24 protein-coding genes are annotated in these 24,020 nt (G+C 70.7%); 9 read left to right on the top strand and 15 right to left on the bottom strand.

Translation table 11 applies throughout. From position 1 onward, the window contains the following. Nucleotides 1–51: 51 nt before the first annotated feature. Nucleotides 52–318: a hypothetical protein gene (locus ASF58_RS21545; protein ID WP_055957372.1), complete on the bottom strand. Its 267-nt coding sequence runs from the start codon at nucleotides 316–318 to the stop codon at nucleotides 52–54. A 411-nt stretch (nucleotides 319–729) separates the two neighbouring features. Here ASF58_RS21545 and ASF58_RS21550 point away from each other — a divergent pair, with 411 nt between their 5' ends. The 4 genes from ASF58_RS21550 to ASF58_RS21565 all read left to right on the top strand — a co-directional run bounded on the left by ASF58_RS21550 (nucleotide 730) and on the right by ASF58_RS21565 (nucleotide 4,754). Further along, complete coding sequence (locus ASF58_RS21550; protein ID WP_244477448.1) at nucleotides 730–1,602, top strand: transporter; 873 nt, start codon at nucleotides 730–732, stop codon at nucleotides 1,600–1,602. Nucleotides 1,603–1,772: 170 nt separating this feature from the next. Beyond that, nucleotides 1,773–2,093 (top strand): hypothetical protein, encoded by a 321-nt coding sequence (locus ASF58_RS21555; RefSeq protein ID WP_156375836.1) that lies wholly within the window; start codon nucleotides 1,773–1,775, stop codon nucleotides 2,091–2,093. Between the two features lie 209 nt (nucleotides 2,094–2,302). Next, a complete protein-coding gene (locus ASF58_RS21560) occupies nucleotides 2,303–3,568 on the top strand; it encodes an MFS transporter (RefSeq protein ID WP_055957378.1) in 1,266 nt (421 codons plus the stop codon). Nucleotides 3,569–4,025: 457 nt separating this feature from the next. After that, a complete protein-coding gene (locus tag ASF58_RS21565) occupies nucleotides 4,026–4,754 on the top strand; it encodes a transglycosylase SLT domain-containing protein (RefSeq protein ID WP_244477439.1) in 729 nt (242 codons plus the stop codon). A 152-nt stretch (nucleotides 4,755–4,906) separates the two neighbouring features. Here the strand turns inward: ASF58_RS21565 and ASF58_RS21570 are convergent, their stop codons facing one another. The 3 genes from ASF58_RS21570 to ASF58_RS21580 all read right to left on the bottom strand — a co-directional run bounded on the left by ASF58_RS21570 (nucleotide 4,907) and on the right by ASF58_RS21580 (nucleotide 10,095). Beyond that, on the bottom strand, nucleotides 4,907–5,968 hold the full coding sequence (locus tag ASF58_RS21570; RefSeq protein WP_082513228.1) for a glycosyltransferase family A protein: 1,062 nt from the start codon (nucleotides 5,966–5,968) through the stop codon (nucleotides 4,907–4,909). Beyond that, entirely contained in the window at nucleotides 5,965–7,425 is a 1,461-nt protein-coding gene (locus ASF58_RS21575; RefSeq protein WP_162242092.1) for an oligosaccharide flippase family protein, read from the bottom strand. Before ASF58_RS21575 ends, ASF58_RS21570 begins: the two co-directional genes overlap by 4 nt. Before the next feature lie 981 nt (nucleotides 7,426–8,406). Next, nucleotides 8,407–10,095, bottom strand: coding sequence for a HAMP domain-containing methyl-accepting chemotaxis protein (locus ASF58_RS21580; protein WP_055957386.1), 1,689 nt, complete (start codon nucleotides 10,093–10,095; stop codon nucleotides 8,407–8,409). Nucleotides 10,096–10,549: 454 nt separating this feature from the next. Here ASF58_RS21580 and ASF58_RS21585 point away from each other — a divergent pair, with 454 nt between their 5' ends. Continuing rightward, nucleotides 10,550–13,291: a heparinase II/III family protein gene (locus tag ASF58_RS21585; RefSeq protein ID WP_055957389.1), complete on the top strand. Its 2,742-nt coding sequence runs from the start codon at nucleotides 10,550–10,552 to the stop codon at nucleotides 13,289–13,291. A gap of 9 nt (nucleotides 13,292–13,300) precedes the next feature. Here ASF58_RS21585 and ASF58_RS21590 read toward each other — a convergent pair whose 3' ends face one another. The 6 genes from ASF58_RS21590 to flhA form a co-directional block, all read right to left on the bottom strand. Further along, nucleotides 13,301–13,747: a hypothetical protein gene (locus ASF58_RS21590; RefSeq protein WP_055957392.1), complete on the bottom strand. Its 447-nt coding sequence runs from the start codon at nucleotides 13,745–13,747 to the stop codon at nucleotides 13,301–13,303. 15 nt (nucleotides 13,748–13,762) lie between these two features. Continuing rightward, nucleotides 13,763–14,092 carry a hypothetical protein gene (locus ASF58_RS21595; RefSeq protein ID WP_055957395.1) on the bottom strand — a complete coding sequence of 110 codons (330 nt, stop codon included), beginning with the start codon at nucleotides 14,090–14,092 and terminating at the stop codon, nucleotides 13,763–13,765. A 6-nt stretch (nucleotides 14,093–14,098) separates the two neighbouring features. Further along, complete coding sequence (locus ASF58_RS21600) at nucleotides 14,099–14,575, bottom strand: rod-binding protein (protein WP_055957398.1); 477 nt, start codon at nucleotides 14,573–14,575, stop codon at nucleotides 14,099–14,101. 141 nt (nucleotides 14,576–14,716) lie between these two features. After that, complete coding sequence (locus ASF58_RS21605; RefSeq protein ID WP_055957401.1) at nucleotides 14,717–15,118, bottom strand: hypothetical protein; 402 nt, start codon at nucleotides 15,116–15,118, stop codon at nucleotides 14,717–14,719. A gap of 4 nt (nucleotides 15,119–15,122) precedes the next feature. Then, nucleotides 15,123–15,893, bottom strand: coding sequence for a flagellar biosynthesis protein FliR (fliR, locus tag ASF58_RS21610; protein WP_055957405.1), 771 nt, complete (start codon nucleotides 15,891–15,893; stop codon nucleotides 15,123–15,125). Further along, nucleotides 15,890–17,971 carry a flagellar biosynthesis protein FlhA gene (gene flhA / locus ASF58_RS21615; RefSeq protein ID WP_055957408.1) on the bottom strand — a complete coding sequence of 694 codons (2,082 nt, stop codon included), beginning with the start codon at nucleotides 17,969–17,971 and terminating at the stop codon, nucleotides 15,890–15,892. Before flhA ends, fliR begins: the two co-directional genes overlap by 4 nt. Nucleotides 17,972–18,218: 247 nt before the next feature. Between flhA and ASF58_RS21620 the strand changes: the two genes are divergently transcribed. The 4 genes from ASF58_RS21620 to ASF58_RS21635 all read left to right on the top strand — a co-directional run bounded on the left by ASF58_RS21620 (nucleotide 18,219) and on the right by ASF58_RS21635 (nucleotide 21,240). Next, the gene (locus tag ASF58_RS21620) at nucleotides 18,219–18,470 is read left to right on the top strand and encodes a hypothetical protein (RefSeq protein ID WP_055957411.1); all 252 of its coding nucleotides are present in this window, start codon (nucleotides 18,219–18,221) and stop codon (nucleotides 18,468–18,470) included. Between the two features lie 102 nt (nucleotides 18,471–18,572). Further along, complete coding sequence (locus ASF58_RS21625; protein ID WP_055957414.1) at nucleotides 18,573–19,322, top strand: allophanate hydrolase subunit 1; 750 nt, start codon at nucleotides 18,573–18,575, stop codon at nucleotides 19,320–19,322. A gap of 56 nt (nucleotides 19,323–19,378) precedes the next feature. Next, on the top strand, nucleotides 19,379–20,407 hold the full coding sequence (locus tag ASF58_RS21630) for a biotin-dependent carboxyltransferase family protein (protein WP_055957418.1): 1,029 nt from the start codon (nucleotides 19,379–19,381) through the stop codon (nucleotides 20,405–20,407). Nucleotides 20,408–20,457: 50 nt separating this feature from the next. After that, a complete protein-coding gene (locus ASF58_RS21635) occupies nucleotides 20,458–21,240 on the top strand; it encodes a 5-oxoprolinase subunit PxpA (RefSeq protein ID WP_055957421.1) in 783 nt (260 codons plus the stop codon). Here the strand turns inward: ASF58_RS21635 and ASF58_RS21640 are convergent. The 5 genes from ASF58_RS21640 to ASF58_RS21660 form a co-directional block, all read right to left on the bottom strand. Beyond that, nucleotides 21,213–21,479 carry a flagellar biosynthetic protein FliQ gene (locus tag ASF58_RS21640; protein WP_055957424.1) on the bottom strand — a complete coding sequence of 89 codons (267 nt, stop codon included), beginning with the start codon at nucleotides 21,477–21,479 and terminating at the stop codon, nucleotides 21,213–21,215. The two genes, ASF58_RS21635 and ASF58_RS21640, sit on opposite strands and share 28 nt — an antisense overlap. 55 nt (nucleotides 21,480–21,534) lie before the next feature. Next, nucleotides 21,535–21,954 (bottom strand): flagellar hook assembly protein FlgD, encoded by a 420-nt coding sequence (gene flgD, locus ASF58_RS21645; RefSeq protein ID WP_055957427.1) that lies wholly within the window; start codon nucleotides 21,952–21,954, stop codon nucleotides 21,535–21,537. A 28-nt stretch (nucleotides 21,955–21,982) separates the two neighbouring features. Further along, the gene (gene flbT, locus ASF58_RS21650) at nucleotides 21,983–22,468 is read right to left on the bottom strand and encodes a flagellar biosynthesis repressor FlbT (protein ID WP_082513230.1); all 486 of its coding nucleotides are present in this window, start codon (nucleotides 22,466–22,468) and stop codon (nucleotides 21,983–21,985) included. 8 nt (nucleotides 22,469–22,476) lie between these two features. Then, nucleotides 22,477–22,824, bottom strand: a complete 348-nt coding sequence (flaF, locus tag ASF58_RS21655; protein WP_055957431.1) for a flagellar biosynthesis regulator FlaF — start codon at nucleotides 22,822–22,824, stop codon at nucleotides 22,477–22,479. A gap of 142 nt (nucleotides 22,825–22,966) precedes the next feature. Next, nucleotides 22,967–24,016, bottom strand: a complete 1,050-nt coding sequence (locus ASF58_RS21660; protein WP_055957434.1) for a flagellar hook-associated family protein — start codon at nucleotides 24,014–24,016, stop codon at nucleotides 22,967–22,969. Between the last annotated feature and the right edge of the window lie 4 nt (nucleotides 24,017–24,020).

The raw sequence follows: 24,020 nt of genomic DNA on the forward strand, positions 1-24,020 counted from the left end.
TGGCGTAGGAGAAGCCTTTCAGCAGCATGTGAGTCTCCTTCGCGGGTCCGATCAGCAGCGGTTACCGCCCGAGGTCTGGCCGTACTGCTGGGTGGGGAAGTTCTGCTGGTTGGCGTTGCCCTCGGCGGCCGAGCTCATCGGGCAGCTATAGGGGTTTCGCAGGGGCTCGCCGCCACGAAACTCGAGCGAACCGGTCGTTTCGACCTCGTATGGCGAGAAAGCAGTGTAACGGGACGGCCTTTCGAAAGCCATGGCGGACGAGATCGGAGCAACACCGAGGACGAGAGCGGCGGTGAGGGCGGCGATACGGGTCTTCATTGAGGCTATCAGGCTCCTATACAGTGCGAACCGGTTTCCTTGGTTCGCTTCATCTGTCTGAACCCAATATGGGGCCTCGATCTCATCCATGACGTGCGTCCAGGCACGTGGAGGGCAGGATTAAACGGTTGGGCCCGAGATCAGGGTCTGATCAAGTCTCGATGCATCATGAATACATCTTGGACAAAGCCGTTGTTATAGTCCTGCCGGCGCTCTCCCCGCGCCGGTCGGCCCGGTGCCCGCCGGACTAAAGCGTGGCGGGCGATCGTCTGACAGGAAGACGCTGGGTTGCCGGCCGCCGACCGGCGGCACCTGTCCCCGGGCAGCCGAGCCAGGGAGACATGCGTGATCCGCACCATCGCCAAGGCCCTCCGTCCGTCCACCCGCCGCCTGCGCGGCGGCAGGATCCTTCTGGCCTCCTCGCTGGTCGCCTCCTCGCTGGTGGCCTTCCCGTTCCTGGCACCGGCTCCGGCCCGGGCAGGCTCCGCGGCCCAGCCGGGCCAGACCATCGGCCTGCCGGCCGGCGCCCAGCTCCCGGTGGGGCTCTACTTCGTCAACACGTCGAGCTTCGGGGTGCGCGACACGCGCCCGCTGGACTCGGACTCGAACGTCAACCTGCCGGCCTTCGTCTGGGCGACGCCCTGGAACCTGCTCGGGGCGCGCCTGAACCTGATCGCGATCCAGCCCGTCGTGGCGTCGAGTCCCCGCGGCACGCCCTACCAGAGCGGCATCGGCCAGCCGCTCCTCGCCGGGCAGCTCGCCTGGGACCTCGGCAACAAGTTCGGCGTCAGCTACCTCTTCGGCGGCTACCTGCCGATCGAGACCCGTTTCCTGACGCAGAACGCGTCGCTGAGCCACCGCTTCGCCGCCAGCTACACCGGGGACGGCCTGAACCTCACGGCCAACCTGCTCTACGGGATCTTCCTCGACCCCGTCTCACCGCAGGGCGGGGTCTATCCCGACTACCTCAACCTCGACCTCACCGCGACGAGGAAGTTCGGGAAGTGGGAGGTCGGCCCCGTGGCCTTCGCCTCCACGGACCTGCCGACCCGGTTTCCGGACTACCAACGCCAGGGCCAGATCGCGGTGGGCGGCCTCGTCGGCTACAATTTCGGCCCGGTGAACCTGCAGGCCTACGTCACCCAGGACGTGGTCGAGCGCCGGTACGGCGGACGCGAGACGCGCGGCTGGCTCCGGGTCATCGTGCCGATCTACAAGGAGAGCACCAACGCCGCCGCGCCCACCCGGCCGGTCGCGGGTCCGGGCCGGCTCGCCGGCCGATAGGCGCTGCCCGTGCGTGGTATACTGAATTCTTTCTGAACTCGACAAGTCCACGTCCAGGCCAAGCCTGATAATCCATGACAATAAAGTCAAGCAACACCGCGGAACATGCGAGCCAGGATAGACTTACAGCCGCACTGTGCCGCTCGTGAGCACATGACTGGAAGTCAAACATGAAAACCCTCGCAATGGTTCTGGCATCGAGCCTGATGTTCGCCAGCTTTTCCCTCGGCTCCGCCTCGGCCGCCCCGGGCCTGACCCAGGCCGAGCGGATGCGCGCCAGCTCGTCCATCGGCCATGCGGGCAACTACAAGGCGCGCAAGTACCACATGCGCCATCGCGGCCATGGCCATGACGCGATCCATCAGTCCCGCGCCCATCGCCTGCACCACACCCGCAACCGCCTGATGCATGGCGATCCGAACGCCCGCAATCCGATGCTGCCCGGCTACGCCCAGCAGCGCGGCAACACCTCGGGCGGCCCGCGCTACTGAGCGCTTCCGGGCGGGCCCGAGCCCCGCGGCGCCGTTCTTCGTCCGCGCCGGGTTCCGGTTTTGCCCGGAGCCGCTTCGCGGACCCGTCCAGCCCGGCCGGCCGCGCATCCCGCCGCACGGGGTGACGACGGCCGGCCGCGTCGGCTAAGCACGGGGCCGGCGCGGCCCGGACCGTGGCGCGCCGTCGGCGTGAACGAGGACCGGAACCGATGCCCCCGTGGCCGCCGAGCCTGCAGGACGCGCGCTGGCGGGTCGGCCTCTTCACCCTGCTCTACCTCTACCAGGGGCTCGTCGCCGGCTTTGCCCTGACGGCGCTGGCCAACCACTTCGCCGCCATGGGCGCCTCCACCGCGGAGGTGGGCCGTCACCTCGCCGTGGTGGGTCTGCCCTGGGTCCTGCAGCCCCTGCTCTGGGGACCGGTGATCGACCGGGCGACGCCCGACAGCATGGGGCCACGCCGCCGCTGGCTCGTCCTCGCCCTGGCGGGCGCCCAGGCGAGCCTCGCCGGCCTGCTCCTTCTCGGCGGCGCCCCGAACCTCACGGCCGTCAGCCTCGTCCTCCTCCTGCACAGCCTGGCGGCCTCCCTGGCCGACACCGCCACCGACCGCCTGATCGCCGACAGCGTCCCGGCCGGCGAGCTGGGACGCACCAGCGCGGCCACGCGGGCGGGCTTCGTGCTCGGCAGCGCCGCCGGAACCGCCCTCTTCGCCTGGGTGCTGGAGGCGGGGGGCTTCGCCGCCGCGGCGGGCGCCCTCCTCGGCCTGACCACCCCCATCGCCCTGGCGGCCGCGCTCGTGCGCGAGGTCCCGGGGGACAGGCTCCTCGCCTGGCAGCGGCACGGGCCGGCCCGCGCGGCCGGAGCAAGCCGGATCGCCGCGGCGACCGCCTTCGTGCGCGGGCTCGCCGACGGCTTCCGGAGCCGCGACGCGGCGCGCCTGCTGGCGCTGTGCTTTGCCATCGATTTCGGTCTGGCGCCGTTCCAGGTGCCCTTCGCCGTCGCCCTGGTGCAGGCGCATGGCTGGGACGCGGGCGGCCTCTCGCGCCTGCAGGCCCTGCTCGCCCTCCTGGGCGGAACCCTCGGGGCCGCGGGCATCGGCGCCTCCGTCGACCGTCTCGGTCCGGGGCCGGCCCTGCGCGCCCTCCTGGTCGCCTGCGCGGTGGCGTTCGGGATCGCGGCCGTGTTGATCGCGGCCGGGCTGGAGGCCGCCACAGGGCCCGTCATCCTGGGGCTCGCCAACGTCGTGCCGGCTCTCCTCTACGTCGCCCTGCTGCCCACCGTGCTCCTGGCGACCCGCACCGGACGGGCCTCGGCCACGCAGTTCCAGATCTACATGGCGGCGATGAACCTTGGCGACGTCGCCGGCTCGGCGCTCGCCGGCGGCCTCGCCGCGACGGTTCCCCCGGCCCTCGTCGCCCTCGGTGTCGCCCTGCTGTTCCTCCTCGGCACCCGGGTCGCCCGGGCGCCCGCCGGGTGACGGGTCGGCGGCTCAGGCCGCCGCGACGGGGGGCCGGCCCCGGACCAGCCGGGGCGGCCGACGCCCTACCAGCCGTTTCGCGCCCGCCGCGCCCGGTTCCTGCGTCGGCGAGAGATCGAGGCCCGGAGCGCGTAACCCAGCACAAATCCGAACAGAATCAGCCCCGGAACGTACCATCCCAGGATGATCGGCGCCGGTATGCTGGCAACATAGGCAACGCATGCGTCCCAATAAGGCAGAATGAACGCAACAAAACTGTCCCAATACGTTTTCAACAAATCCATCAGCCTGCGCCTCGATTGGGACCCGCAAGTTACGAGCGGCATTCTGCGCGAAGCTATGCCATAAGTTCGACGCGAATGTCACCTTTCGCGCAACCGTCTGGAGACACCTCCCGTTGGGACCACTGACGCCTCCGCCCGGCGCCTGGGCCGTGAGGCAAACGAGGGACATCGAAGTGCCGAAGGCTCGATCGCTGATCGCCCTGGGTCTGTTCTGCGTGGCCGCGGACGCGCAGGCCCAGCCCGCCCGCATGGTCCTGGCGCATGCCGATCATCTGATCCCGCTCCTCGCGGGCACGGATCTCCGCCCAGCCCAGCGCGGCGACCGGACGGCCTACCGGCTGATCGTTCACCGCGAGGCGGCGTCGGAGGGGTTGCCGGCCGCGATTGCCGACGCCGTGACGCAGATCGAGAGCGCCTACGATCCGACCGTCATCGGGGGTGCCGGCGAGATCGGCCTGATGCAGGTTCGGCCGACCACCGCCGCGATGCTCGGGTTCCGGGGCAGCGCGGCGGAGCTGGCCCAGCCCTCAGTCAACGTCCGGTACGGTGTCCGGTACCTGGCCGAAGCCTGGCGCCTGGCCAAGGGTGACCTCTGCCGGACCCTGATGAAGTACCGGGCCGGCCATGGCTCGGAGGTCATGTCGCCCCTGTCGATGACCTATTGTCACCGCGCCCAGTCTGTTCTCGACCTCCCGGAGGACCAGCGCACGGCGCAGGCGCCTTTCGGATCCCCTCCGCGATCCCAGCGGGCCTCCCTGGGCAAGACGCCGCTCCCGAAGGGGTTGAAGCGGGGAACGCCGGAATTCGAGACGGCCTACTGGGCCGCACACGAGGCCCGCATCGCGAAGCTCAAGGCGCGCGTGCAGGCCAACTGGCGGGCGCGGAGCGCGAAGCCCGTCTAGGGCCTGCCAGGCTCGTCTCGAGCCGGACAGACCCTCGCTTCCCGGCGTGACGCTTGTCGTCTCGGGATAACCGGGTCCCCCTGATCCCTGACGAACGCGAGGCGATGCGCGGGCCCATCGACGCCTGATCGGAGCCCGCATCCCTGCGGGGCTCACGAATCTCCGAGCGTGAAGTCGTTCGCGGCACGCACCAGGAAATAGTGTCGGAGCCGACGGCGCAGCGTCAGGGCGATCCGCGGCGAGCCGATGCAGATCAGCCGGAACAGGGTCCAGCGGCTGAAGAGCGGCAAGCGATAATGGCGGGACAGCAGGATGCGGAGCGCCATCCATTTCCGCCCCGCCAAGGCGGCGTCGACCGTGGCGCCGACGGCGACCCTGGCGAGGAGCACATCGCGCGCCGCGGCAATCTCCGTCCCGCCGCGGATCGCCTGGACGGATTCGTAGAACAGGTCCTGCCGGCGGTTGATCAGGTCCGATCGCGCGATGGAATTCGACGTCAGCCGATATTCCGAGACGAACGTGTCGATGAAGACGAATGCGTGCGGATCGGCCTTCTCGCCGAGGCGGATGCCGAAATCCGCATCGACGCAATCCCCGACCTCGTCCTCGGAGCGGAAGCCCATCGCGCGGGCGCGCGCCGACGAGACCAGGTAGCTGTTGTTGGGCATCTGCTGCAGGAGCGCCGCGACGAGGGGCACCGGCTGCGCGCCGGCCTCGTCCGGCACGCGATGATAGGTCCGGTTCCAGGTCTGGGTGCGCTTCGGGAGAACCTTGCCCGTCTCGTCGATGACGTACTGCATGCCGTAGACGCACAGACAGCCCGGATGAGCATCCCAGGTGTTCGTGAGATGTTGGATCGCATCGTCGCACAGGCGATCGTCGTCGTGCAGCAGGATCAGCCTCTCGCCCTTCGCCGCCGCGAACAACGCATTGATATTCCCCGCCTGCCCGGCGCGCGGCACGTTGTGCCGATAATGAATGGCCACCTCGGGCGTGGCGGGCATGCTGGAAATCATCGCCCCGCTGGCTGTTCCGCTCGAATCGTCTCCGATGAGAATTTCCAGGGGACGGTATTGCTGCGATAGACAGCTCTCGACAGCCTGCCTCAGAAAGTCCGGGCGGTTGCAGGTCGGAATACAGATCGAGATCAAATCTTTCTGTCTATCTATCTTCTTATTTCCCTCCCCCGATTTTGTCTTATGCGTGCTTTTCATTGCCTTCTCAAGCCGCTGAATACAAACCCCACATTGTCTCTCAACTGCCTGAAAGCGCAGGAAAACAAGATACCGAAGAACACTGTCACGAAAATCGCAAAAATCAAGACCATCAAAAGATTTGGTTGGAATTGCGTTGTAAATTCGGCACGGACGATTTCTGCGACCACAAAAGCGGAGATCGAAGCACCGCAGGGTGCAATAATCGCTGACGCGAGCTCACTCCACCTGAGAGATAGACTATAAACCATCACGCCAAACGTGATTGGCGCCTCGCAAAGCAGCAGCAGCGAGTATGTGATGACGGTTTCCTGTAAGTTTGAATTCTCAATCAGGAAGATGCCCAGGAGGACAATCGACGTCTTTGCCACGATGAGGCCCAGCAGCGTTCCCGGCCGTCCCATCGCAATGAGGTACGAGCCGCAGATGAACTGGATGCATTGAACGCCCCCGACGATCAGCAGCGGGCGCACGATCGCATCGGCCCCCATCCATTGGCTCCCCAGGGCAAGACGGACGAGATCGGGTGCCAGCGCAGCCACACCAAGGAAAACCGGCGTTCCGAAATAGGCGCAGAGCGACACCGTGCGGAGGAACGAACGGGACAGCCGCTGCCGATCGGAGGCGATCCGAGACAGGAAACTCAGGGCGACGGCCGAGACACTGACCTGGACCAGCTGGGTCAGCGTCTGATCGATGCGCATGGAGACGGCGAAGAGCCCCAGGGAGGCGGCCCCGTGGCGACTGAGGATCACGAAATCGATACTCCGCATGGCCACGAAGTCGATCGCCCGGAGGAGGACGAGGCTGACGCCGAAGCGCAGCAACTGCCGCAACACGGCAGGATCGAGCGCCCGGGACGGACGCCAGGTCGAGCGCGACCAGAGCCAGATGGCCGAGAGGACGACCTGCGTGCTGAACTGGCCCAGCAGCGCCCAGGCGCCCCACTGGTTCAGGGCGAGGCTGAGCCCGACCACCCCGCTCGCGAAGATCCCGAACACGGTCCGCAAGGCGAGCGCGCGAAACAGCTCGGCACGCCGATACAACGCTTCCTGAAAGCTGATCAGGACCAGGATCGGACAGAACAGGGCGGCGTATTGGAGATAGGGCGCCAGCGCGTCCGCCTTCACGACCCGGGCAATCGGCAGGGCGGCGGCGATGAGGATGCCGGCCAGGACCACACTGCCGACCAGGGAGACGTAGAGGGCGAGGTCGGGATCGCCCGGCCGCAACTGCGGACGCTGCACGAGCGCGTCGCCCATGCCGAAGTCGGCAACCAGCGCCAGGAAGCTGACCACCACGATCGCCGTGGATGCGAAGCCGAATTCATCGGGCGTGACGAAGCGCGCGATCAGGATGAACAGCAGCACGCTCATCAGGCGGCCGACGATGTTCTGCAGCAGGGACCAGAACAGCCCCTGCATCGCCCGTGAACGCAGCGTCTGGTTCCGGCTCATGGTTGCCCGGCCCAAACGCTGAGACACATCGGGGGCCCGGCGCAGGGAGTGACCGTCATTCCGATCGTGGTTCCTCGATGTCGTCGATCCAGCGCCTCGGATGCTCCCGGCCCGTCCCGAGACCGGCCCGGGGACTCCTGCGTGACAGCCCCCCCCCGCACAGAAACGGCCCGGCCGGGGCCGAAGCGTGCACAGGGTCTGACAGGGTCGGCTCGAAGAAGCCAGCGCGGCCCCCGCGCTCATCGCGCGGCGACCACCCGACCTCCACACCGCCCGCCGCGTGACTCCAAGATCAGGCAGCGGTGTCCGCGGTGAGGGCGGGGGAGCGATGACAGGAAACGGCGTCCTGCGGACGCGACCTCGACACCGTCGACCAGCGCGAAGTCTGCAGCGGTCGCGTTCGAGACTTCGGCGCCCCCGACCGAATGGCGCCCTTTCGATCGCGCGCCCTCTCCCGGCGCGGAGGGCGGCGGCCGCGCGGTCCGGTCAGGGGCCCTGCGAGGTCTCTTCGGGGCGCCGCGCGCCACCGCCCCGGAGCGCACAGGTCCGGCGGGGGACTGTCGGGCCGGGAGAGAGCGAGCCTCGGGGTCCGGCCAAGAACCGCCGGTCGCTCGGGAGGCCGGCGCGGGCTGCGGCCTCGTGGGGCGCGGCCAGATCCACGCGCCGCGGCCAAGTCGACGCGCCGCGGCCGGAACCCCACACGGCCCCGGCCCGCCGCGCCGCCCGCGATCGTTCCGGGGCGGCGCTCGACCCAGCCGGTCCGACCCCCTGACGGGCGCGGCCTCAGACCCGCTCGCCCTGCGCCGTCCCCCGTGTCGCGCGAGACCGCCTCCGGTCCAACCCGGTCGGCGACCCGGGTCTGAACGGGGCCCCCTCCGTCCTGCAGAGGGGGTCCGCGCGCAAGAAGCCGACGGCATCGACCGGACCCGCTCCGATCCGGGACGGCGCGCAGAGGCCGGAACCTGGCGCGCGCCGCGCGTCTCAGGCCGCCCGAACGGTCGTCAGGAACCGCCGCACCTCGCCGGACAGGTGTTCGGATTGGCGGGAGACCTCGGACGCGGAGGTGAGCACGTGGGCCGCAGCCGTCCCGGTGTCGTCGGAGGCGCGCGCCACACCGGCGATGTTGTGGGTCACCTCGGCCGTGCCGCTCGAGGCCTGGGCCACGTTGCGCACGATCTCCTGGGTCGCGGCGCTCTGCTGCTCGACCGCCGCCGCGATCCCGGCCGCCACGTCGTTGATGTCGCGGATCCGCCCCGTGATGCCGTGGATGGCCGAGACGGCCTGATCGGTGCCCCCCTGGACCTGTCCGATGCGCTGGCCGATCTCCTGGGTGGCGCGCGCCGTCTGGTTGGCCAATTCCTTCACCTCGGCGGCCACCACGGCGAAGCCGCGGCCGGCCTCGCCGGCGCGCGCCGCCTCGATCGTGGCGTTGAGCGCCAGGAGATTGGTCTGGCCCGCGATGTTGGAGATCATTCCCACCATCGCGCCGATCTGCTCGGCCGCCTGGCTGAGCGCCCGCACGAGCTGCGTCGTCTGATCGGCCTCCGACACCGCCGCCTGAGCCAGGTCGGCCGAGCTTGCCACTTGCCGGCCGATCTCCTGCACGGACGTCCCGAGTTCCTCCGCGGCGGCCGCCACCGTGCCCACGTTGGCGGCGGCTTCCTCGGCCGCCGCCGCGACCGTGGCGGATTGGACGGCCGTCTGCCGGGCATTGGCCGTCATCTGCTGGGCGGTCGCCTGCAAATCGGTCGACGACGACGACACCAGCCCGACGATCCCCCCGACCGCCTGCTCGAAGCTGTCGGCCAACTCGACCATCGTGCGCCGACGTTCCGCCGCCGCGGCCGTGTCGGCGACCTGGCGGAGGTCCGCCTCCTCCGCCGCCTTGCGCGACACCATGGCCTTGATGTTGTCGACGGCGCGGCCCAGCGCCCCGATCTCGTCGCCGCGCCGACTCTCCGGGATTTCGGCCTCGATCTCACCGGCCGCCATGCGCTCCAGCACCGCCACGAGGCGCGTGATCGGGCGCTGGATGTTGAGCATCAGGAGAATCGCCGCCGCAAGCAGGCTCATCAGCATCGCGGCGCCGGCGAGCAGACCGACCTGTCGCGCGCCGCTCACCTGCTCGGCGCTGCTCTGCATCGCCTGATCGGTGAAGCCGCGGGCGTTGGCCACGGCCTGGTCGATGATCCCCTCGATCTGGACGATCTGGTCCATGATCGCCTTTCGGGCGGCACCGGCGGTGTTCGCATCGACCCCCTGGCCGCGCAGGTCGGCGCGCCCGATCACGGCATACCGGCCCACGGCGGCGGCGAGGTTCTCCAGAGCCGTCCCGCTCTCGCGCAGGACCTCCGGCTTCAGCGCCAGCGCGATAGGTCGTTCCAGCCCGCGCTTGGCACGCTCGGCGTCCCTCACGGCGCTGGCAGCGGCGGCATCAACCTCAGACTTCGTTCGCGACAGATCCACGTCCTTGAAGTTGAGCTGGATGCGATTCAAGGCGACCTGTGCTTGGGAGATCCCCGACAGAATGGTCTGCTCCCGAGCGACAGCCTCGATCGCGTCGGAGATTTGGTGATTACTGTTCCATTGGTAGCCCATGACGCCGAGGGCGAACAGCGCCGTCACCGAAGACGAGAGAATAAGCTTACGCCCTATAGTCATAACAGGCATAACATAAACCAATACAAAAGGAGGTTAGACACTATTTCCTCGCGTCATATCACCGACAACACATGAAATATTCCTTACGATTGCAACTTTGACACGCGATAGACTGAAATAGACCCGCGGCGTGATACGATCGGTCTCATCGCCGCTCCCCGTCCGCTTCCCCGAAGGCCGATATCGGGCCCTCGGGGAAGCGGACGGGGCGGTGATCCGGGTCCCGCAACAGCGCCCGCTCAAGATCCGGCACTCCGTCGCACGCCGCTCGGTGCCGGGCGCCGGCTTTCGGGGCCCCTGAAGGCCGGAGGATGCTTGACACGGAGCGACCCGACCGCCTCAGTGCTCCCATCGCGCCGACCCCGGGGCGCCCTCCACCACGACGTCGGCCCGGCCGACTTCCCCCCGCTCCGCACCCCGCCCTGCCGATGTCCCCTCCCCCCGCCTCCGCCCGGTCCGCCCCGTGAGCGAACCGAGCGCGCCCGGCCTTCGGGTCCTGCTGCCGGAGGCCGCCCGCTATGCCGGGGGGGCGCATGTCGGGCCGGGGGAGAACGAGCATTGGATCCCGGCCAAGAACCGCTGGTCGCGGGTGGTGCTGCCCTTCGGGGGGCTGGTGCCGGAGGCTTGGTGCTGCCTCGGCTTCCGCCTCGCCTGGGCGGCGGAGGAGGCCGCCGGGTCCGCCCTCGACTTCGCCCTGGTGGGGATCGACTTCCTGGCCGAGGACGGGTCGAGCCTCGACTTCGACCACGTGCCCGGCCTCGACCGGACCCTCCTCGACCCGCACGGGACCTGGATCGCCGGCCCGTCCGCCCTGCCGCCGGAGACGCACGGCGCGCGGGCCGGGCGCCTCCAGCTCGCCTTCCAGGTGCCGGCCCCGGCCACCCGGATCACGGTGACGCTCCGCTCCTGGCGCAACACCCATGCGTTCACGGTCGCCGAGGCGCGCCTGACGCAGGGGACGGATCTGCCGCCCGCCCCCTCCCTGATCCCCCGCACACGGCACCGCCTCGGGCCGGAGCCGGCCTGGCGCGACCACGCCCTGGTGCCGGGCTGCGGCCTCGTGCTGCGCGGCCAGCTCCACACGCCGCATCCGGGCACCCATGCGGCCCTGGCCCGCATCGTCTACCGCGACCGCTCCGGCGCGGCGCTCGACCCGCCCTATCCGGGGACCATCTCGGTGCCGGGGCTCGGGGCCCTCGTCGACCTCTCCGCCCACCAGCAGGCGCGCCGCTTCACCCTGGAGCTCCAGCCCCCCGCCGGGGCGGCGCAGGTGGCGGTGGGCTTCGCCACCTGGGAGGCGGACGGACCGGAGGCGGAACTCCTCGCCCCTCCGGAGGTGGCCCTGGAGGACCGGATGCGGCTGGAGAGCCTCTGCGCCGACGATCTCCTCGCCGCCCCCGATTTCCTCGCCCGCCTGGCCGAGCGCCTGTCCCTGCCCGGGGCCGCCTTCTCCGGCTGGTGCCCGCAGCCCGAGGCGGTGGCCGCCGTGCCGGCGGTGCTCGCCCGCGCCCGGGCGATCCAGCGCGGCGAGGGCCACCGCGCCGCCGGTCTCGACCGGACCCTGCGCCTCGCCGGCCAACCCGCCTGGACCCTGCCGGAGGCGCCGGACTGGACCGAGGATCCGTTCCGCTCGGTGCCCTGGCGCCTGGAGTACCAGTCCCTGGCCTGGCTCGGGGCGCTGGCCGAGGCGCCGGGCGGCGCCGCCACCGCCGTCGGCCTCGCCCTGTCCTGGTCGCGGGCCAACCCCTGGGGGGCGCCCACCGACGGCCTCGCCCTGCACCCGGCAGCCCTCGCCGCCCGCACCGAGACCGTCGTGCGGCTCCTCGCCCGGGCCGGCAAGCCCGGCGGCCCGGCCTCCCTGACCCTCACGGGCGAGGCGGTGCGTCACGGCTTCGCCCTCGCCGAGATTCTCGGTCAGAACACCTTCGGCCGCTCGATCCACCAGCTCCAGGCGGCAGCGGTCCTGCGCATCGTCGCCCGGGCCCTGCCGCTGCTGCCGCTCGCGGCGCACTGGCGCTCCCTGGCCGACGCCGCCCTCGAAGCCGGCCTCGCGCCGCTCCTCGATGCGGAGGGACGGTTCTCCGACCCCGCCCTGCATCCGCGCCTCGAACTCCTGACCCTGCTGCGCGCCCTCGGACTCGGCCTCGACGCCGAGGATCCCGCCGAGTCGGCTCTCAAGTCCCGCCTCGACCGGCTCGTGGCGGCCGGACTCCCGGCGGTCGCCGGTCTCCTCGATCCGACCGGGCGCCTGCCGCCGTTCGGGGACGCCCCCGCCGGCGAGGATGCCGCCGGCTGGATCGGGCGTCTCGGCGCGGAGGCGGGTCGCGCGCTCAGCGCCGAGCGCTGGTCCGGAGACGCGCGACCGCGACGCGACCGTCCCAGTATACCACGCGTCACCCTCGAGCCCGCCGCGGGCCGCGTCGACCCGTCCTCGGGCATGATCGCGCAGCGCTACGACGCTCCCGGTCGGGGCTGGGGCCACTTCGCCTGCACCTTCGCCAGCCAGGGCCAGGGTCCCGGATCCGGCCACCGGGACGTCGGCTCCTTCGTCTACGCCTGCGAAGGGGTGCGCTGGATCGTCGAGGCCGGCGGCTCGAGCCAGGTCGAGACCGGCGCCGCCCGCCATCACCTCCTCTCGGGAGCCGGCCACAACGTGGCGGCCCTCGACCAGCGCGAACCGATGGCGGGCCCGGCCCTCTCCCTCGGGGCGGAGCGCCTCATCGGCGCCACCGCCCACCGCCTCGCCACGCAGGCCTACGGTCCCGAAGTCGCGCACCGGCGGGTCTTCCTCGTCCTCGACGACCTCTCCGGACTGGCGGTGTTCGATCGATTCAGCGGCTCGGGCAGCCTCAGCTTCGAGGGCGCGGTCCACCTGTCGCCGGAGATCCTGCTGGCCCTGGCGGGTCCGCGCCGGGCCATGGCCCAGGCCGGGCGCCACCGGCTCTCGCTCTCCCCCCTGGCCGTGCGTGGACGCTACGCCGGCCTGACCCTCCGCAACGGCTGCAATGCCCATCCGGGCGCCCTGCGGGGCTTCGTCGCCGCGGCGGCCGGGGGCCTGCAGCCGACGAGCGTGCTCGGCTATGCCTTCGCGGGTGCGGGCACGGTCTGCGGCGGCCTGGTCCTCGCGGCCGATGCGGATGCCGACCGGCGGCTCACCGCGCTGCTGGGCGAGGCCGCCTTCGAGCGCCTGCTGACGGAGGCGTAGGGCGCGTCCTCAGGAACGGACTTCGCGCTTGGCGACGAAGTTGAACTCTTCGACCAGCACGTCCTTGACCACATCGGAGCCGAGGCGGGCGTTCACCTGCTTGCGGATCTCGGCAAGGCGCTGTGTGACGTTGTAGCGGGACAGGCGTTTGAAATCGATCGCCGGGTCCGTGTAGATCTGCCGGAAAGTCTCATCGACCACGAAGGCGTTCGGCGGCACCGAGAGCGTGTGCATCAGCCGCGCATCGGCAGTGAAGACCAAGATAGCGACGATATAACCCTGCACCTTGCCGTCGACGACCATTGGAACATTGACGGGCGGCAGTTTTTGGTACTGGAGACCTTCGAGGTAGGGTTCGGTCTTCTTGGAAAACAACCCCGCCCCCCAGGTCACTGCGCCGTAGCAGGACAGGATGGTGAGGCCGCAGATCCACAGGCCGGTGACGAGGATGCGCATGGCGGGGAGCGAGCCTCAGCGCCGGACGTGGCCGGAATAGGTACCGTCGGATTCCGCCTCGCGCAGGGACTCCGCGACGATGCCGGAGATCTCCTCGACGGCCCGCAGGTGCAGGCCGACAGCGTCCTGGTTGCGCTCCAGGACACCGCGCAGGCGCAGCAGCTGGTCGCGCACCGGCCCGTCGAGTTCGGCGGGGTCGAGGTCGCGGGTCAGCCGGGTCAGTTCGAGGAGGCTCTGGCTCTTGCGCCGGTTCACCGCCTCCTGGTCGACGGGGTGATGCGCGAGCAGCGCCTCGGTCTCCGCCGTCACGGTGGCTTCCAGGCGCTTCAGGGATGCGAGCAGCATGGGGTCTCAGCTCTCCGAGGTCTTGGCCGACGGCGCGACGGTCGCCGCGGGCGGATTCAGCGGACGCGCCGCCTCGAGCATGCGGGCGATCCCGACGCCGCCGGCCTTGGCGACCTGCGTCCCGACCTGATCGGCGAGCATCGACTTCCAGATCCCGCCGGCATTGCCCTTGCCGAAGACGGCGCTGGCCTTCGAGGGCATCATGGTCTCGACGAACTGGCGCAGGACGAAGGCCTCGAACTGCTTGTAGGGATCCCCGGCCCTGCCGGCGCCCGAGATCGCGTTGTCGGTCTGCAGGGCCGTCAGGGCTCCGCGGGCGTCGAGGGGCATGTGCACCGAGGCGCCGGCCATGCGGTAGGCATCGCCGAACGCCGCCGGATCGGTTCCGGGAGCCGACAGCTTGGCGGCGGCCTCCTGCACGCGGCCGGGATCGGCGGCGCGGGCCACATCGAGGACGATGTCGGAGGGAGGCGAGATGCTCATGGCAGGCGCTTCAGCGGGTTCGGGGAGCCGGTCCCTGGGAGGCATAGGCCCCCTGGCTTTCGGCAGGCTTGCATCGTAGCAGCCTTGCTTCTCGGCAGGCTTGCATCGTGGCCCTGGGGATCGGTTCGGGGGCCTCGGGGATCAGTCCGGAGGCCTTGGCCCGCGTGCGGTCATGAGGTCGAGCTGTTCGAGCAGGGCGTGCTGCTCGCGCTCGTGGTCGCGCCGCTTCAGGAGGCTGTCGGCCTGGCGCTCGGCGCGCTTCTCGGCGAGGCCACGGGCCTTCAGTATGTCAGACAGTCGTGTCGAGGTCGCGCTGAGTTCGGTCGCTTCCGTCGCGAGCGCGCGCAGGCGCCGCGCCGCGGCGTCGAGGAACAGGCCGTGCATGGTCTCGCCGGCCAGGGTCGACAGCATGGCCGCCCGGTCGGCCTCGACCCGCGCGACCTGGGCGCGGTTGGCGGCGAGGTCGCGCTCGGCCAGGCCCCGCATCTGCTCCTGGACCTTGAGCAGGCGCTGGGCGCGGAGGAGCCGGAGGCGGGTGGTCATCGGCTCAGCCCCGGCGCAGGTAGTCGAAGTAGCCCATGACGAACTGCATCATGAACTCGTTGCTGATGGCGTAGAGGAGCAGCAGGCCGCCGGCCATGATGAACGGCGTGGCGATGAAGTAGACCGGGATCTGCGGCACGAGCTTGTTCACGAAGCCGGCGGCGAGGTTCACCGCCACCGCGTAGACGAGGAACGGCGAGGTGATGCGCAGGCCCAGCACGAAGGCGGTCGTGACCTGGTCGACGATGCGCACCAGGGCGGCCTGCGAGCCGATGCCCTCGCCGGGCGGGATCCGGCCGTAGGAATCGACGAGGCCGCGGAACAGCTCCCAGTGCAGGTCGGCGGCGAACAGCAGCGCGGCCGCCGCCATCATGATCATCGCCTCCACCGCCGGGACCGGGTCCATGCCCTCGGCCACCGACCCCGGCATGCCGCCGAAGCCCACCATGGTGACGGCGGCGTTCACGACGGTCTCCAGCACCACGTAGTAGACCCGGCCGAGGAAGCCGAGGACGAGGCCGGTCAGGCTCTCGGTGACGATCCAGCCCAGGGTGGCGCCGGGATCCTGGGCCGCGAGCTTGCCCTGGAACAGGGGCAGCAGCATCGGGGTCAGGGCCAGGGAGACCGCCAGCGAGATGAGGAGGCGGACCTGCGCGGGCACGCGGGGACTGGAGAAGCCCGGCACGATGAGGAGGCAGGCGCCGACCCGGCAGAAGATCAGGAACACCCCGAGAAAGCTCTCGGGGCCGAGCACGGCCAGGAGCGGCGCCGTCACGAGATCGTCCCGAGGGAGCGGATCTCGACCCCGCGCGCGATCTCCAGGTGCGAGAGGACGGCGAGCGTCGGGTAGAGCCGCTCGATGATCATCCGCACGTAGGGGCGGGCATCCGGCGCGGTCACCAGGGCGAAGTTGCGGGTCTCGCGCATCTGCTTGCGGATCGCCTCGGACGCCTCGGTGCCGAACTGCTCGACGAGGCGCGGGTCGATGTCGAACTCGATGACCTCGCCCTTGCCGTCGCGCTTCAGGCTCTGGTGGAAGGAGAGGTCCCAGGCGCTGCCGAGGCGCAGCACCGCGAGCACGCCGTTCTCGGCGAGGTCGCCGCAGATCTGCTGGGCGATGCGCATGCGGACGTGCTCGGCGATCTGCTCGGCCCGGCGGGCATGGGGCGTGATCTCGGCCACGGCCTCCAGGATGAGGTGCAGGTTGCGGATCGACACCCGCTCGGAGAGCAGGAGCTTCAGCACCGCCTGCAGGCCCGAATAGGAGATCTGCGAGGGGCAGATCTCGTCCAGCAGGCGCTTGTACTCGGGGTCGAGCCGGTCCAGCAGGTTGCGCATGTCCTTGTAGGACAGGAGCGTGGGCAGGTTGTTGCGGATCACCTCGGAGAGGTGGGTCAGCAGCACCGAGGAGCCGTCGATGGGCTCGAACCCGCCGCGCCGCACCTCGCCCGCATAGGCGTCGAGGACCCAGCGCGCCTTCATGCCGAAGGCGGGCTCGCGGACCTCGTCGCTCGGCACGTCCGGCACGGGGCCGTCGCCGGTGACCACGAGGAGCTCGCCGGGGCGCAGTTCCTGGGTCGCCACCACGGTGCCGTGGATCAGGATCTGGTAGCATTTCGGCGGCACCGCCAGGCTGTCGGTCAGCTTGATGTCGGGCACGACGAAGCCGTACTGGCGCGCGAACTTGCGGCGCATCTTGGCGACCCGGTGCGACAGCTCGGATTGCGTTCCCTGGACCTGGGCCGAGATCTGGCGCCCGAGGCAGAGCTCGATCTCCGGCGTCTTCAGCGATTCCTTGACGGATTCGCGCAGCGCGACCTGCTTCTTCTCCTCGTCGGCCTCCGCCTTGGCATCGACGATCGCCTTCTGGGCGGCGAGCTTCTTCGGGATCGCGTAGGCGGTGAAGGCCATCAGCCCGGAGAGCACCATGAAGGGCACGAAGGGCAGGCCCGGCACCAGGGCGAACATGAACATCAGGGCCGCGGCCACCGAGAGGGCGCGGGGATAGGCCCCGAGCTGGCCCAGCACCGCCTGCTCCGCGGTGCCCCGCGTGCCGCCCTTCGAGACCAGGAGGCCGGCGGCCAGCGAGACGATCAGGGCCGGGATCTGTGAGACCAGGCCGTCGCCCACCGACAGCTTGGTGAACACGTCGGCCGCCTGGCCCAGCGGCATGCCGTGGCGGGTGGTGCCGATGATGATGCCGCCGAACACGTTGACGGCGATGGTGATGAGCGAGGCGATGGCCTCGCCGCGCACGAACTTCGAGGCGCCGTCCATGGAGCCGAAGAAGGCGCTCTCCTCCTCCAGCTCGCGCCGGCGGTGCTGGGCCTCCTTGTCGTCGATCAGGCCGGCATTGAGATCGGCGTCGATCGCCATCTGCTTGCCGGGGATCGCGTCGAGGGTGAAGCGCGCCCCCACCTCGGCGATGCGGGTGGCGCCCTTGGTGATGACGAGGAAGTTCACCGTGATCAGGATCAGGAAGACCACGATTCCGATGACGAAGTCGCCGCTCATCACGAACTGCGAGAAGCCCTGGATCACGTGGCCGGCCGCCGAGACGCCGTGCTGTCCGTTGGCCAGGATCAACCGGGTGGTGGCGATGCCGAGGGCCAGGCGCAGCAGGGTCGCGATCAGCAGGACGGTGGGAAAGGCCGAGAATTCCAGCGGCTTCTTGATCCAGAGCGCCACCATCAGGATCAGCACCGACAGGGCGATCGAGAAGGCGAGCCCGATATCGAGCAGGATCGCCGGCACCGGCAGGAACAGGATCGCCAGGATGGCGACGATGCCCGCCGCGAAACCGATGTCCCGCTGGGACCGGCGCTCTCCTGCGATCGTGGCGCTTGCCGCCATGGCGGATACTCAACCCCCGTGAATCAACACCGGCTTGTCGCGCCGCAAGCTTGCGCGAGGGTCGCCTGGCACCGGCCGCGGCATCGGCAAAGCGACCGAACGGGCGCGGCGCGCGTTGAAGGGATGTCGATTCCACCCTGCGGGTGCGTGCGTGCTAAGATCATTGTCTGCATCGGCGCCGTACGTTGGGATTTCGGACCCAGCCTGCAGCGTCCGCGTTGTGTTCTTCGAAAGACTCGATTGCCTCATGCCTGATCTTCGCCTCGCCCTCCCCCTCCTCGGTGCTCTCCTGGTTTCGGGAACCGCGGTCGCCGAACCCACGCCGATCCGCGAATTGCTCAAGCTCTCCTGCACCGGAGACTACCTGGAGCATTGCAGCATGCACCCGCCCGGCGGCCCGGAGGTGGAGGCCTGCTTCCGGCAGAACCTGCGCAAGCTCTCGCCGGACTGCGCCCGGGCGATCCGGACCTATCAGCGTGAGAAGAAATCCACGCGCTGAGGCCGGCCCAGCCGGAAAGCCGGCTTCCGGATCGGATCCCGAACCGGATTCCCGACCACCCGCGTCGCCGGCGTCCGGGCCGACGCGCAGCAGGATCAGGCCGTGTCGCAGGCAGACGCAAGCACGCCGACCGATCGGGATGCCGTCCGGTTCCGCGATGCCGGCGAGGCGGCGCTCGTCGTCGAGTTCGGCGCGCGGGTCGACCCGGACCTAAACGCACGGGTGCTCGCCCTGGACGCGGCCCTCGGACGGGACCCGGTCGCCGGCATCCTGGAGACGGTGCCGACCTATCGCTCGCTGATGATCCATTACGACCCGCTGAGGCTCGACCGCGACGCCCTCGCGGCCCGGGTCGGCGCTCTCCTCGATCGGCCTCCGGCAGGACCGCGCGCCGGCCGCACCTGGACGCTGCCCTGCTGCTACGATCCGGCCTTCGCGGAGGATCTGGCGGCGGTCGCCGACTGGGCCGGCCTGCCCGCTTCGGCCGTCGCCGCGCGCCACGCCCAGGGGACGTACCGGGTCTACATGTACGGATTCGCGCCGGGCTTCGCCTATCTGGGCGGCCTGCCGGACGCCCTCGCGATCCCCCGTCGCCCGACGCCGCGCCCGCCCCATCCCGCCAACGCCCTCCTGGTGGGCGGCGGTCTCGCGGCCGTGGCGACCTTTCCGATGCCGACCGGCTGGTACGTCGTCGGACGGACGCCGGAGCGGCTCTATTCCGAGGACCGTCCGCAGAGCTTCCTCGTCGAACCCGGCGACGGCCTCCGCTTCGAGCCGATCGACGCGGCGACCTTCGCCGCCCTCGAGGCCCGGGCCGCGCAGGGGGAAATCCTCGCGCGGAGAAGTCCGTGAGTGCGGAGCCGATGCGGGAGGAGCCCAACAGGGAGGAGCCCATGCGAGAGGAGCCCATGAGCGAGGGAGCCGTCACGGGGCAGGCCACGCTCCGGATCCTCGCGGCCGGGGGCGGCGTCACCCTGCAGGATGCCGGGCGGCACGGTTTCCTGCGCTACGGCATCACGCCGGCCGGGCCGATGGATCCCCTCGCCCACGCCACCGCCAACCGGGCCCTCGACAATCCCCCGGGCGCCACCCTGATCGAGGTCTCCCTCGGCGGGTTGTCGCTGACGACGGCCGGGGCCGCCGTCGACGTCGCCCTGGCGGGCGGGGACCTGCGCATCGACCTCGACGGGCGCGCGCTGCCCGGCGCCGTGGCCCTCACCCTGCGGCCGGGCGCGCGGCTCACCCTCCGGGCGGGCCGGGCCGGGGCCTGGTGCAGCCTCGCGGTGGCCGGGGAGATCGCCGTGGCGCCAGTGCTGGGCTCGACGGCGACCCACACCCGCTCCGGGCTCGGCGGCCTGCACGGGCGCGGCTTGCGGGCGGGCGACACCCTCGCGATCCGGACGCCGTGCGCCACGGTCGGCGAGCCCTGCCGCCTCGCGGCGCCCTGGCTCCACCGGCCGCCGGACGTGATCCGCGTCGTCCTCGGGCCCCAGGACGACCTCTTCCCGGCGTCCGTCCGCGACGCCTTCCTGGCGGGTCCCTGGCGGATCGGTCCGCGCGGCGACCGCATGGCCAGCTTCCTCGAAGGTCCGTCCCTCCAGGCCCGGAGCCACGACATCGTCTCCGACGGCATCGCCATGGGGGCGATCCAGGTCCCGGGCTCGGGCCAGCCCCTGGTGCTCATGGCCGACCGCCAGCCCACCGGCGGCTATCCGAAGATCGCCACGGTGATCGGCGCCGATCTCGGCCGTCTGGCCCAGGCTCAGGCGGGCACGGCGCTGCGCTTCGCCGCCGTCGACCTCGCGCAGGCGGTGGCGGCGCGGCGGGCCGAACGCGACGTCCTGGTCCCGGACATCCGGCGCGAGCCCGTCCTGCGCACCGAATTTCCCTCCGAATTCCTGCTCGGGACCAACCTCATCGACGGCGTCGTCGGTTAGGATCGCCCCTCCCGCGGCCGCAGGACCGCGCCGCTGCCGGATGCACCCCGATGCCGACCATCGACCTGAATGCCGATCTGGGGGAAGGCTTCGGCGCCTATCGCTGCAGCGACGATGCGGCGATGCTCGCCCTCGTGACCTCGGCCAACGTCGCCTGCGGATTCCATGCCGGCGACCCGGAGATCATGGCCGAGACCTTCGCCCTGGCGCGGGCGCGGGGCGTCGCCGTGGGCGCGCATCCGGGCTTTCCCGACCTCGCCGGCTTCGGGCGCCGGCCGATGCCGTTCGGCCCGGCCGAGATCGAGCGGCAGGTCGCCTACCAGGTCGGCGCCGCGCAGGCGCTGGCCGCCCTGGCGGGCCATCGCCTGACCTACGTCAAGGCGCACGGGGCGCTGGCCAACCGCGCGGCGGCGGAGCGCGACGTGGCGGATGCGATCGCACGGGCGGTGCGCGCGGTCGATCCCAACCTCGGCCTCCTGGCCATCGCCCGGACCGAGCAGGTCGCGGCCGGCGAGGCGGCGGGCCTCGCCGTCCATGCCGAGATCTTCGCCGACCGCGGCTATACCGAGGCGGGCCAGCTGATCCCGCGCGGCCAGCCCGGCGCGCTGATCACGGCGGCCGAGGCGGCGGCGGACCGGGTCCTGGCGATGGTGCAGGCCGGCGGCATCCTCACGGCCGAGGGCACCCTGCTGCCGACGCGGATCGACTCGGTCTGCGTGCACGGCGACAGCGCGCACGCCGTGGGCATGGCGCGGGCGGTGCGGGCGCGGCTGGAGGCGGCCGGGATCACCCTGCGGGGCCTCGGTCAGAACCCGGTGACGATGCGCCCGTAGGTGGCCTCGGCGAAGGTGTAGATCTGCGCTCCGATGAAGGAGCTGGTCACGAGGAGCACCAGCAGGATCACCACGATCTTGGGCACGAAGGTGAGCGTCACCTCCTGGATCTGCGTCAGCGCCTGCAGCAGCGCCACGGCGATGCCGATCAGCATCGCCGCGCCGATGGCCGGTCCCGCCGCGACGATCACGGTCCAGATCGCGGCGCGCACGAGTTCGAGGGCGTCGACCTCGTTCATCCGGGGAGCGGCCTTGTCCTGGGGGGGTTCACGTCCACTCTACGCCGGAATGCCGTCACCGCGACAGGGAAATGCCCTGCGACAGGAGCACGTCCTGGCCGTTGGTCAGGCGGGCCAGGGCGCCCTCGCTGGTGATCTTCACGGACTGGACCTCGCCCGTGACCGTGCCGTCCGAGGAGGTGATGGTCCGGCCGATGATCTGGTCGGCCTGCGACAGGAAGCTCGACGAGAGCAGGGAGTCCAGCTTGGTGTTGGTCTTGGTCGCCTGCTCCACCTGGGAGAAGGTCGCCAGCTCGCTGACATAGGCCGTCGAATCCATCGGCTTCGTCGGATCCTGGTTCTTCAGCTGCGTCATCAGCAGGGTCAGGAAGGTGTCGGCGTTCATCGAGGCGGCGACGCCGGTCGCGGATTTGGTGGCGGCCGCGGTGACGGCCGTCTGGGATGTGCCCGTGCTGGGGACGCTGGCGACGCTCATCGGCGGGCCTCCTGGTTCGATGGCCCGGTCAGGCCGGGTGGACGGGGGATTCGACGGGCACGGCCCGAAGCACCGGCGCGAGCGCATCCCCCGGGGCGGGGGTGGTCATGTGGGTGGTCATGGGGGTGGTCATGGGGGCAGCCATGAGGGCGGCCTCCGCCGCGTAGAGCCCGCGGATCAGCTTGAGCGCCTCGATCAGACGGCCCGCCTCGACGAGCTGGCCGGCGCCGAGGACCCCCTCGCGGATCTCCGGATCGGCGACGACGGCGAGGAGACCGGCCTGGAGGCTGCGGCAGAGCTCGCGGGCGGGGTCCGCGTTGGCCGGATCGATCACCAGCGCCTGGACCGCGAAGTAGAGCTGGCGCAGGGGCGTGGTCGCCGCCTCCGCCTGCAGCACGTGGGTCTCCAGCAGGAAGGTGGCGTCGTTCAGAAGCTCCAGGGAGACCTTCCGATCGACGCGCAGGACTGCGCCGTTCACGTAGACGCGCTCGCCGGCGCGCAGGGACAGACGCATGGTCCGGCTCACCGCAGGCCATCCCGGATCGAGGTGTTGACCGCGATCAGCGCCGACAGGGTGCGGTCGGGCTCGGCGATGACCGCGTTGGCCTCGTGCATGCTCCACAGGCCGATGGAGACGAGGTCGGCGCGCAGGTCCGGCGGCAGGCCGTTCTCCTCGCTCTGGAGGTCCTCGATGAGCACGCCCCAGAGGCTCTGCAGGAAGCCGGCCGCCATGGCGCGATCCGCCTGCTGGGCATCGGGCCGGTCGGCGATGCGCATCAGGTCGAGAGCCCGGTCGAAGGCGGCGCGCTCGCGCTCACGCGCGATGGCCGGGGCCTCCTCCAGGATCTCGGCATAGGAAAACTGGTACATATCGGTCCTGTCCCGTGTATCCGCGGCCCGCCGCGCCGGGGCGCGGATCGGACCGATGAGCCGTTGGGGCCGGCGGGCCTTCCGGGGAAGGCACCCGCCGCCGGGTCGTGACGGGGCTCGGCGGCCGGAGCCCCGCGCCGCGCTAGAGGTAGTTGACGAGGGAGAGCTGCCGCAGCTGCGCGGTCAGGGCGTAGGAGATCTGCACCTGCGTCGACAGGCGGTCGACCCGGGTCTTGGCCTCGGCCCGGTCCACGCCCTCCAGGTCGCCGATCTGCGAATCGAGCAGCGCCGTCTGCGACTCGAGCCGGGTGTTGGCCGAGGTGATCGCGGCCTGCGAGCGGCCGAGATCGGCCTGGAGGGTGATCAGGCCCTTGCTCGCCTCGCCCAGCAGGCCGGCGACCCGGGTCGTCAGGACGGTCTGCGCCGCCGCCGAGAGGTTCGTGGACCCGAGGTCGGAGGCCATCACGTAGGCCATGGCGAGCTTGCGCATCGCGGGTGCGTTGGCGCTCGCCGAGGTCTCCGCGGTCTCGCTGAGGGAGATCTGGTTGACCAGGGGCGCGGTCCCGGCAGCGGACCAGGTCGTCCCCCAGGCGGCTTCGTCGAACAGGCCCTTGAAGGCCGGCCCATCGAGGAAGCCCGCCATGTCGGCGGCCGAGATCGCGCTCGCGCCGGGGTTGTCCTGCGACATCCCGAAGGCCGCGCGGAAGGCCGCGTCGACGGCGGTCTTCGCCGGGGAGGCCGGACTCGTCGCGTAGGGGGTCATCGGGGCCTCGGCGGTCCGCGCGCCGCCGAAGACGAACTGGCCGCCCGCGGAAGTGTTGAGGAGCGCGGTCAGGGTGCCGAGCCCGTTCGCCGCCATGTCCTTGAGGACGCCGGCACGCTTGTCCTCGGGAACGCCCGTCAGCGCCTTCAGGGTGGCGTCGGCCCCATCCTGGATCTGCTTGAGGACGGCCTGCGAGGTGCCGAGCCGGAGGCTCGCGGCGTTGTTGCTGTCGCGCAGGGCCGCGAGTTCGGCGATCTTCTGGCGCAGCCCGACGGCGAGGCCGGTGCGGCTGCCGAGCGTCAGGCCGACATCGGCATAGCGGCCTGTGACGATCTCCTGGTTGGCCTGCGCCATGTCGGTCTGCATCCGGGCCAGGCCGATGCGCGGCGTGTTCCAGAAGCTCAGGGTGGAGAGGGCGTTGGTCCGCATGGGG

This window comes from Methylobacterium sp. Leaf125 (assembly GCF_001423085.1).
In the GTDB taxonomy this organism is placed as follows: Bacteria; Pseudomonadota; Alphaproteobacteria; order Rhizobiales; family Beijerinckiaceae; genus Methylobacterium.

Bases quoted from the DNA above. Each gene is read 5' to 3' on its own strand.
- ASF58_RS21545 (WP_055957372.1), bottom strand. From the start codon at position 318: ATGAAGACCCGTATCGCCGCCCTCACCGCCGCTCTCGTCCTCGGTGTT.
- ASF58_RS21555 (WP_156375836.1), top strand. From the start codon at position 1,773: ATGAAAACCCTCGCAATGGTTCTGGCATCGAGCCTGATGTTCGCCAGC.
- ASF58_RS21560 (WP_055957378.1), top strand. From the start codon at position 2,303: ATGCCCCCGTGGCCGCCGAGCCTGCAGGACGCGCGCTGGCGGGTCGGC.
- ASF58_RS21570 (WP_082513228.1), bottom strand. From the start codon at position 5,968: ATGAAAAGCACGCATAAGACAAAATCGGGGGAGGGAAATAAGAAGATA.
- ASF58_RS21575 (WP_162242092.1), bottom strand. From the start codon at position 7,425: ATGAGCCGGAACCAGACGCTGCGTTCACGGGCGATGCAGGGGCTGTTC.
- ASF58_RS21580 (WP_055957386.1), bottom strand. From the start codon at position 10,095: ATGCCTGTTATGACTATAGGGCGTAAGCTTATTCTCTCGTCTTCGGTG.
- ASF58_RS21590 (WP_055957392.1), bottom strand. From the start codon at position 13,747: ATGCGCATCCTCGTCACCGGCCTGTGGATCTGCGGCCTCACCATCCTG.
- ASF58_RS21595 (WP_055957395.1), bottom strand. From the start codon at position 14,092: ATGCTGCTCGCATCCCTGAAGCGCCTGGAAGCCACCGTGACGGCGGAG.
- ASF58_RS21600 (WP_055957398.1), bottom strand. From the start codon at position 14,575: ATGAGCATCTCGCCTCCCTCCGACATCGTCCTCGATGTGGCCCGCGCC.
- ASF58_RS21605 (WP_055957401.1), bottom strand. From the start codon at position 15,118: ATGACCACCCGCCTCCGGCTCCTCCGCGCCCAGCGCCTGCTCAAGGTC.
- flhA (WP_055957408.1), bottom strand. From the start codon at position 17,971: ATGGCGGCAAGCGCCACGATCGCAGGAGAGCGCCGGTCCCAGCGGGAC.
- ASF58_RS21620 (WP_055957411.1), top strand. From the start codon at position 18,219: ATGCCTGATCTTCGCCTCGCCCTCCCCCTCCTCGGTGCTCTCCTGGTT.
- ASF58_RS21630 (WP_055957418.1), top strand. From the start codon at position 19,379: ATGAGCGAGGGAGCCGTCACGGGGCAGGCCACGCTCCGGATCCTCGCG.
- ASF58_RS21635 (WP_055957421.1), top strand. From the start codon at position 20,458: ATGCCGACCATCGACCTGAATGCCGATCTGGGGGAAGGCTTCGGCGCC.
- ASF58_RS21640 (WP_055957424.1), bottom strand. From the start codon at position 21,479: ATGAACGAGGTCGACGCCCTCGAACTCGTGCGCGCCGCGATCTGGACC.
- flgD (WP_055957427.1), bottom strand. From the start codon at position 21,954: ATGAGCGTCGCCAGCGTCCCCAGCACGGGCACATCCCAGACGGCCGTC.
- flbT (WP_082513230.1), bottom strand. From the start codon at position 22,468: ATGCGTCTGTCCCTGCGCGCCGGCGAGCGCGTCTACGTGAACGGCGCA.
- flaF (WP_055957431.1), bottom strand. From the start codon at position 22,824: ATGTACCAGTTTTCCTATGCCGAGATCCTGGAGGAGGCCCCGGCCATC.
- ASF58_RS21660 (WP_055957434.1), bottom strand. From the start codon at position 24,016: ATGCGGACCAACGCCCTCTCCACCCTGAGCTTCTGGAACACGCCGCGC.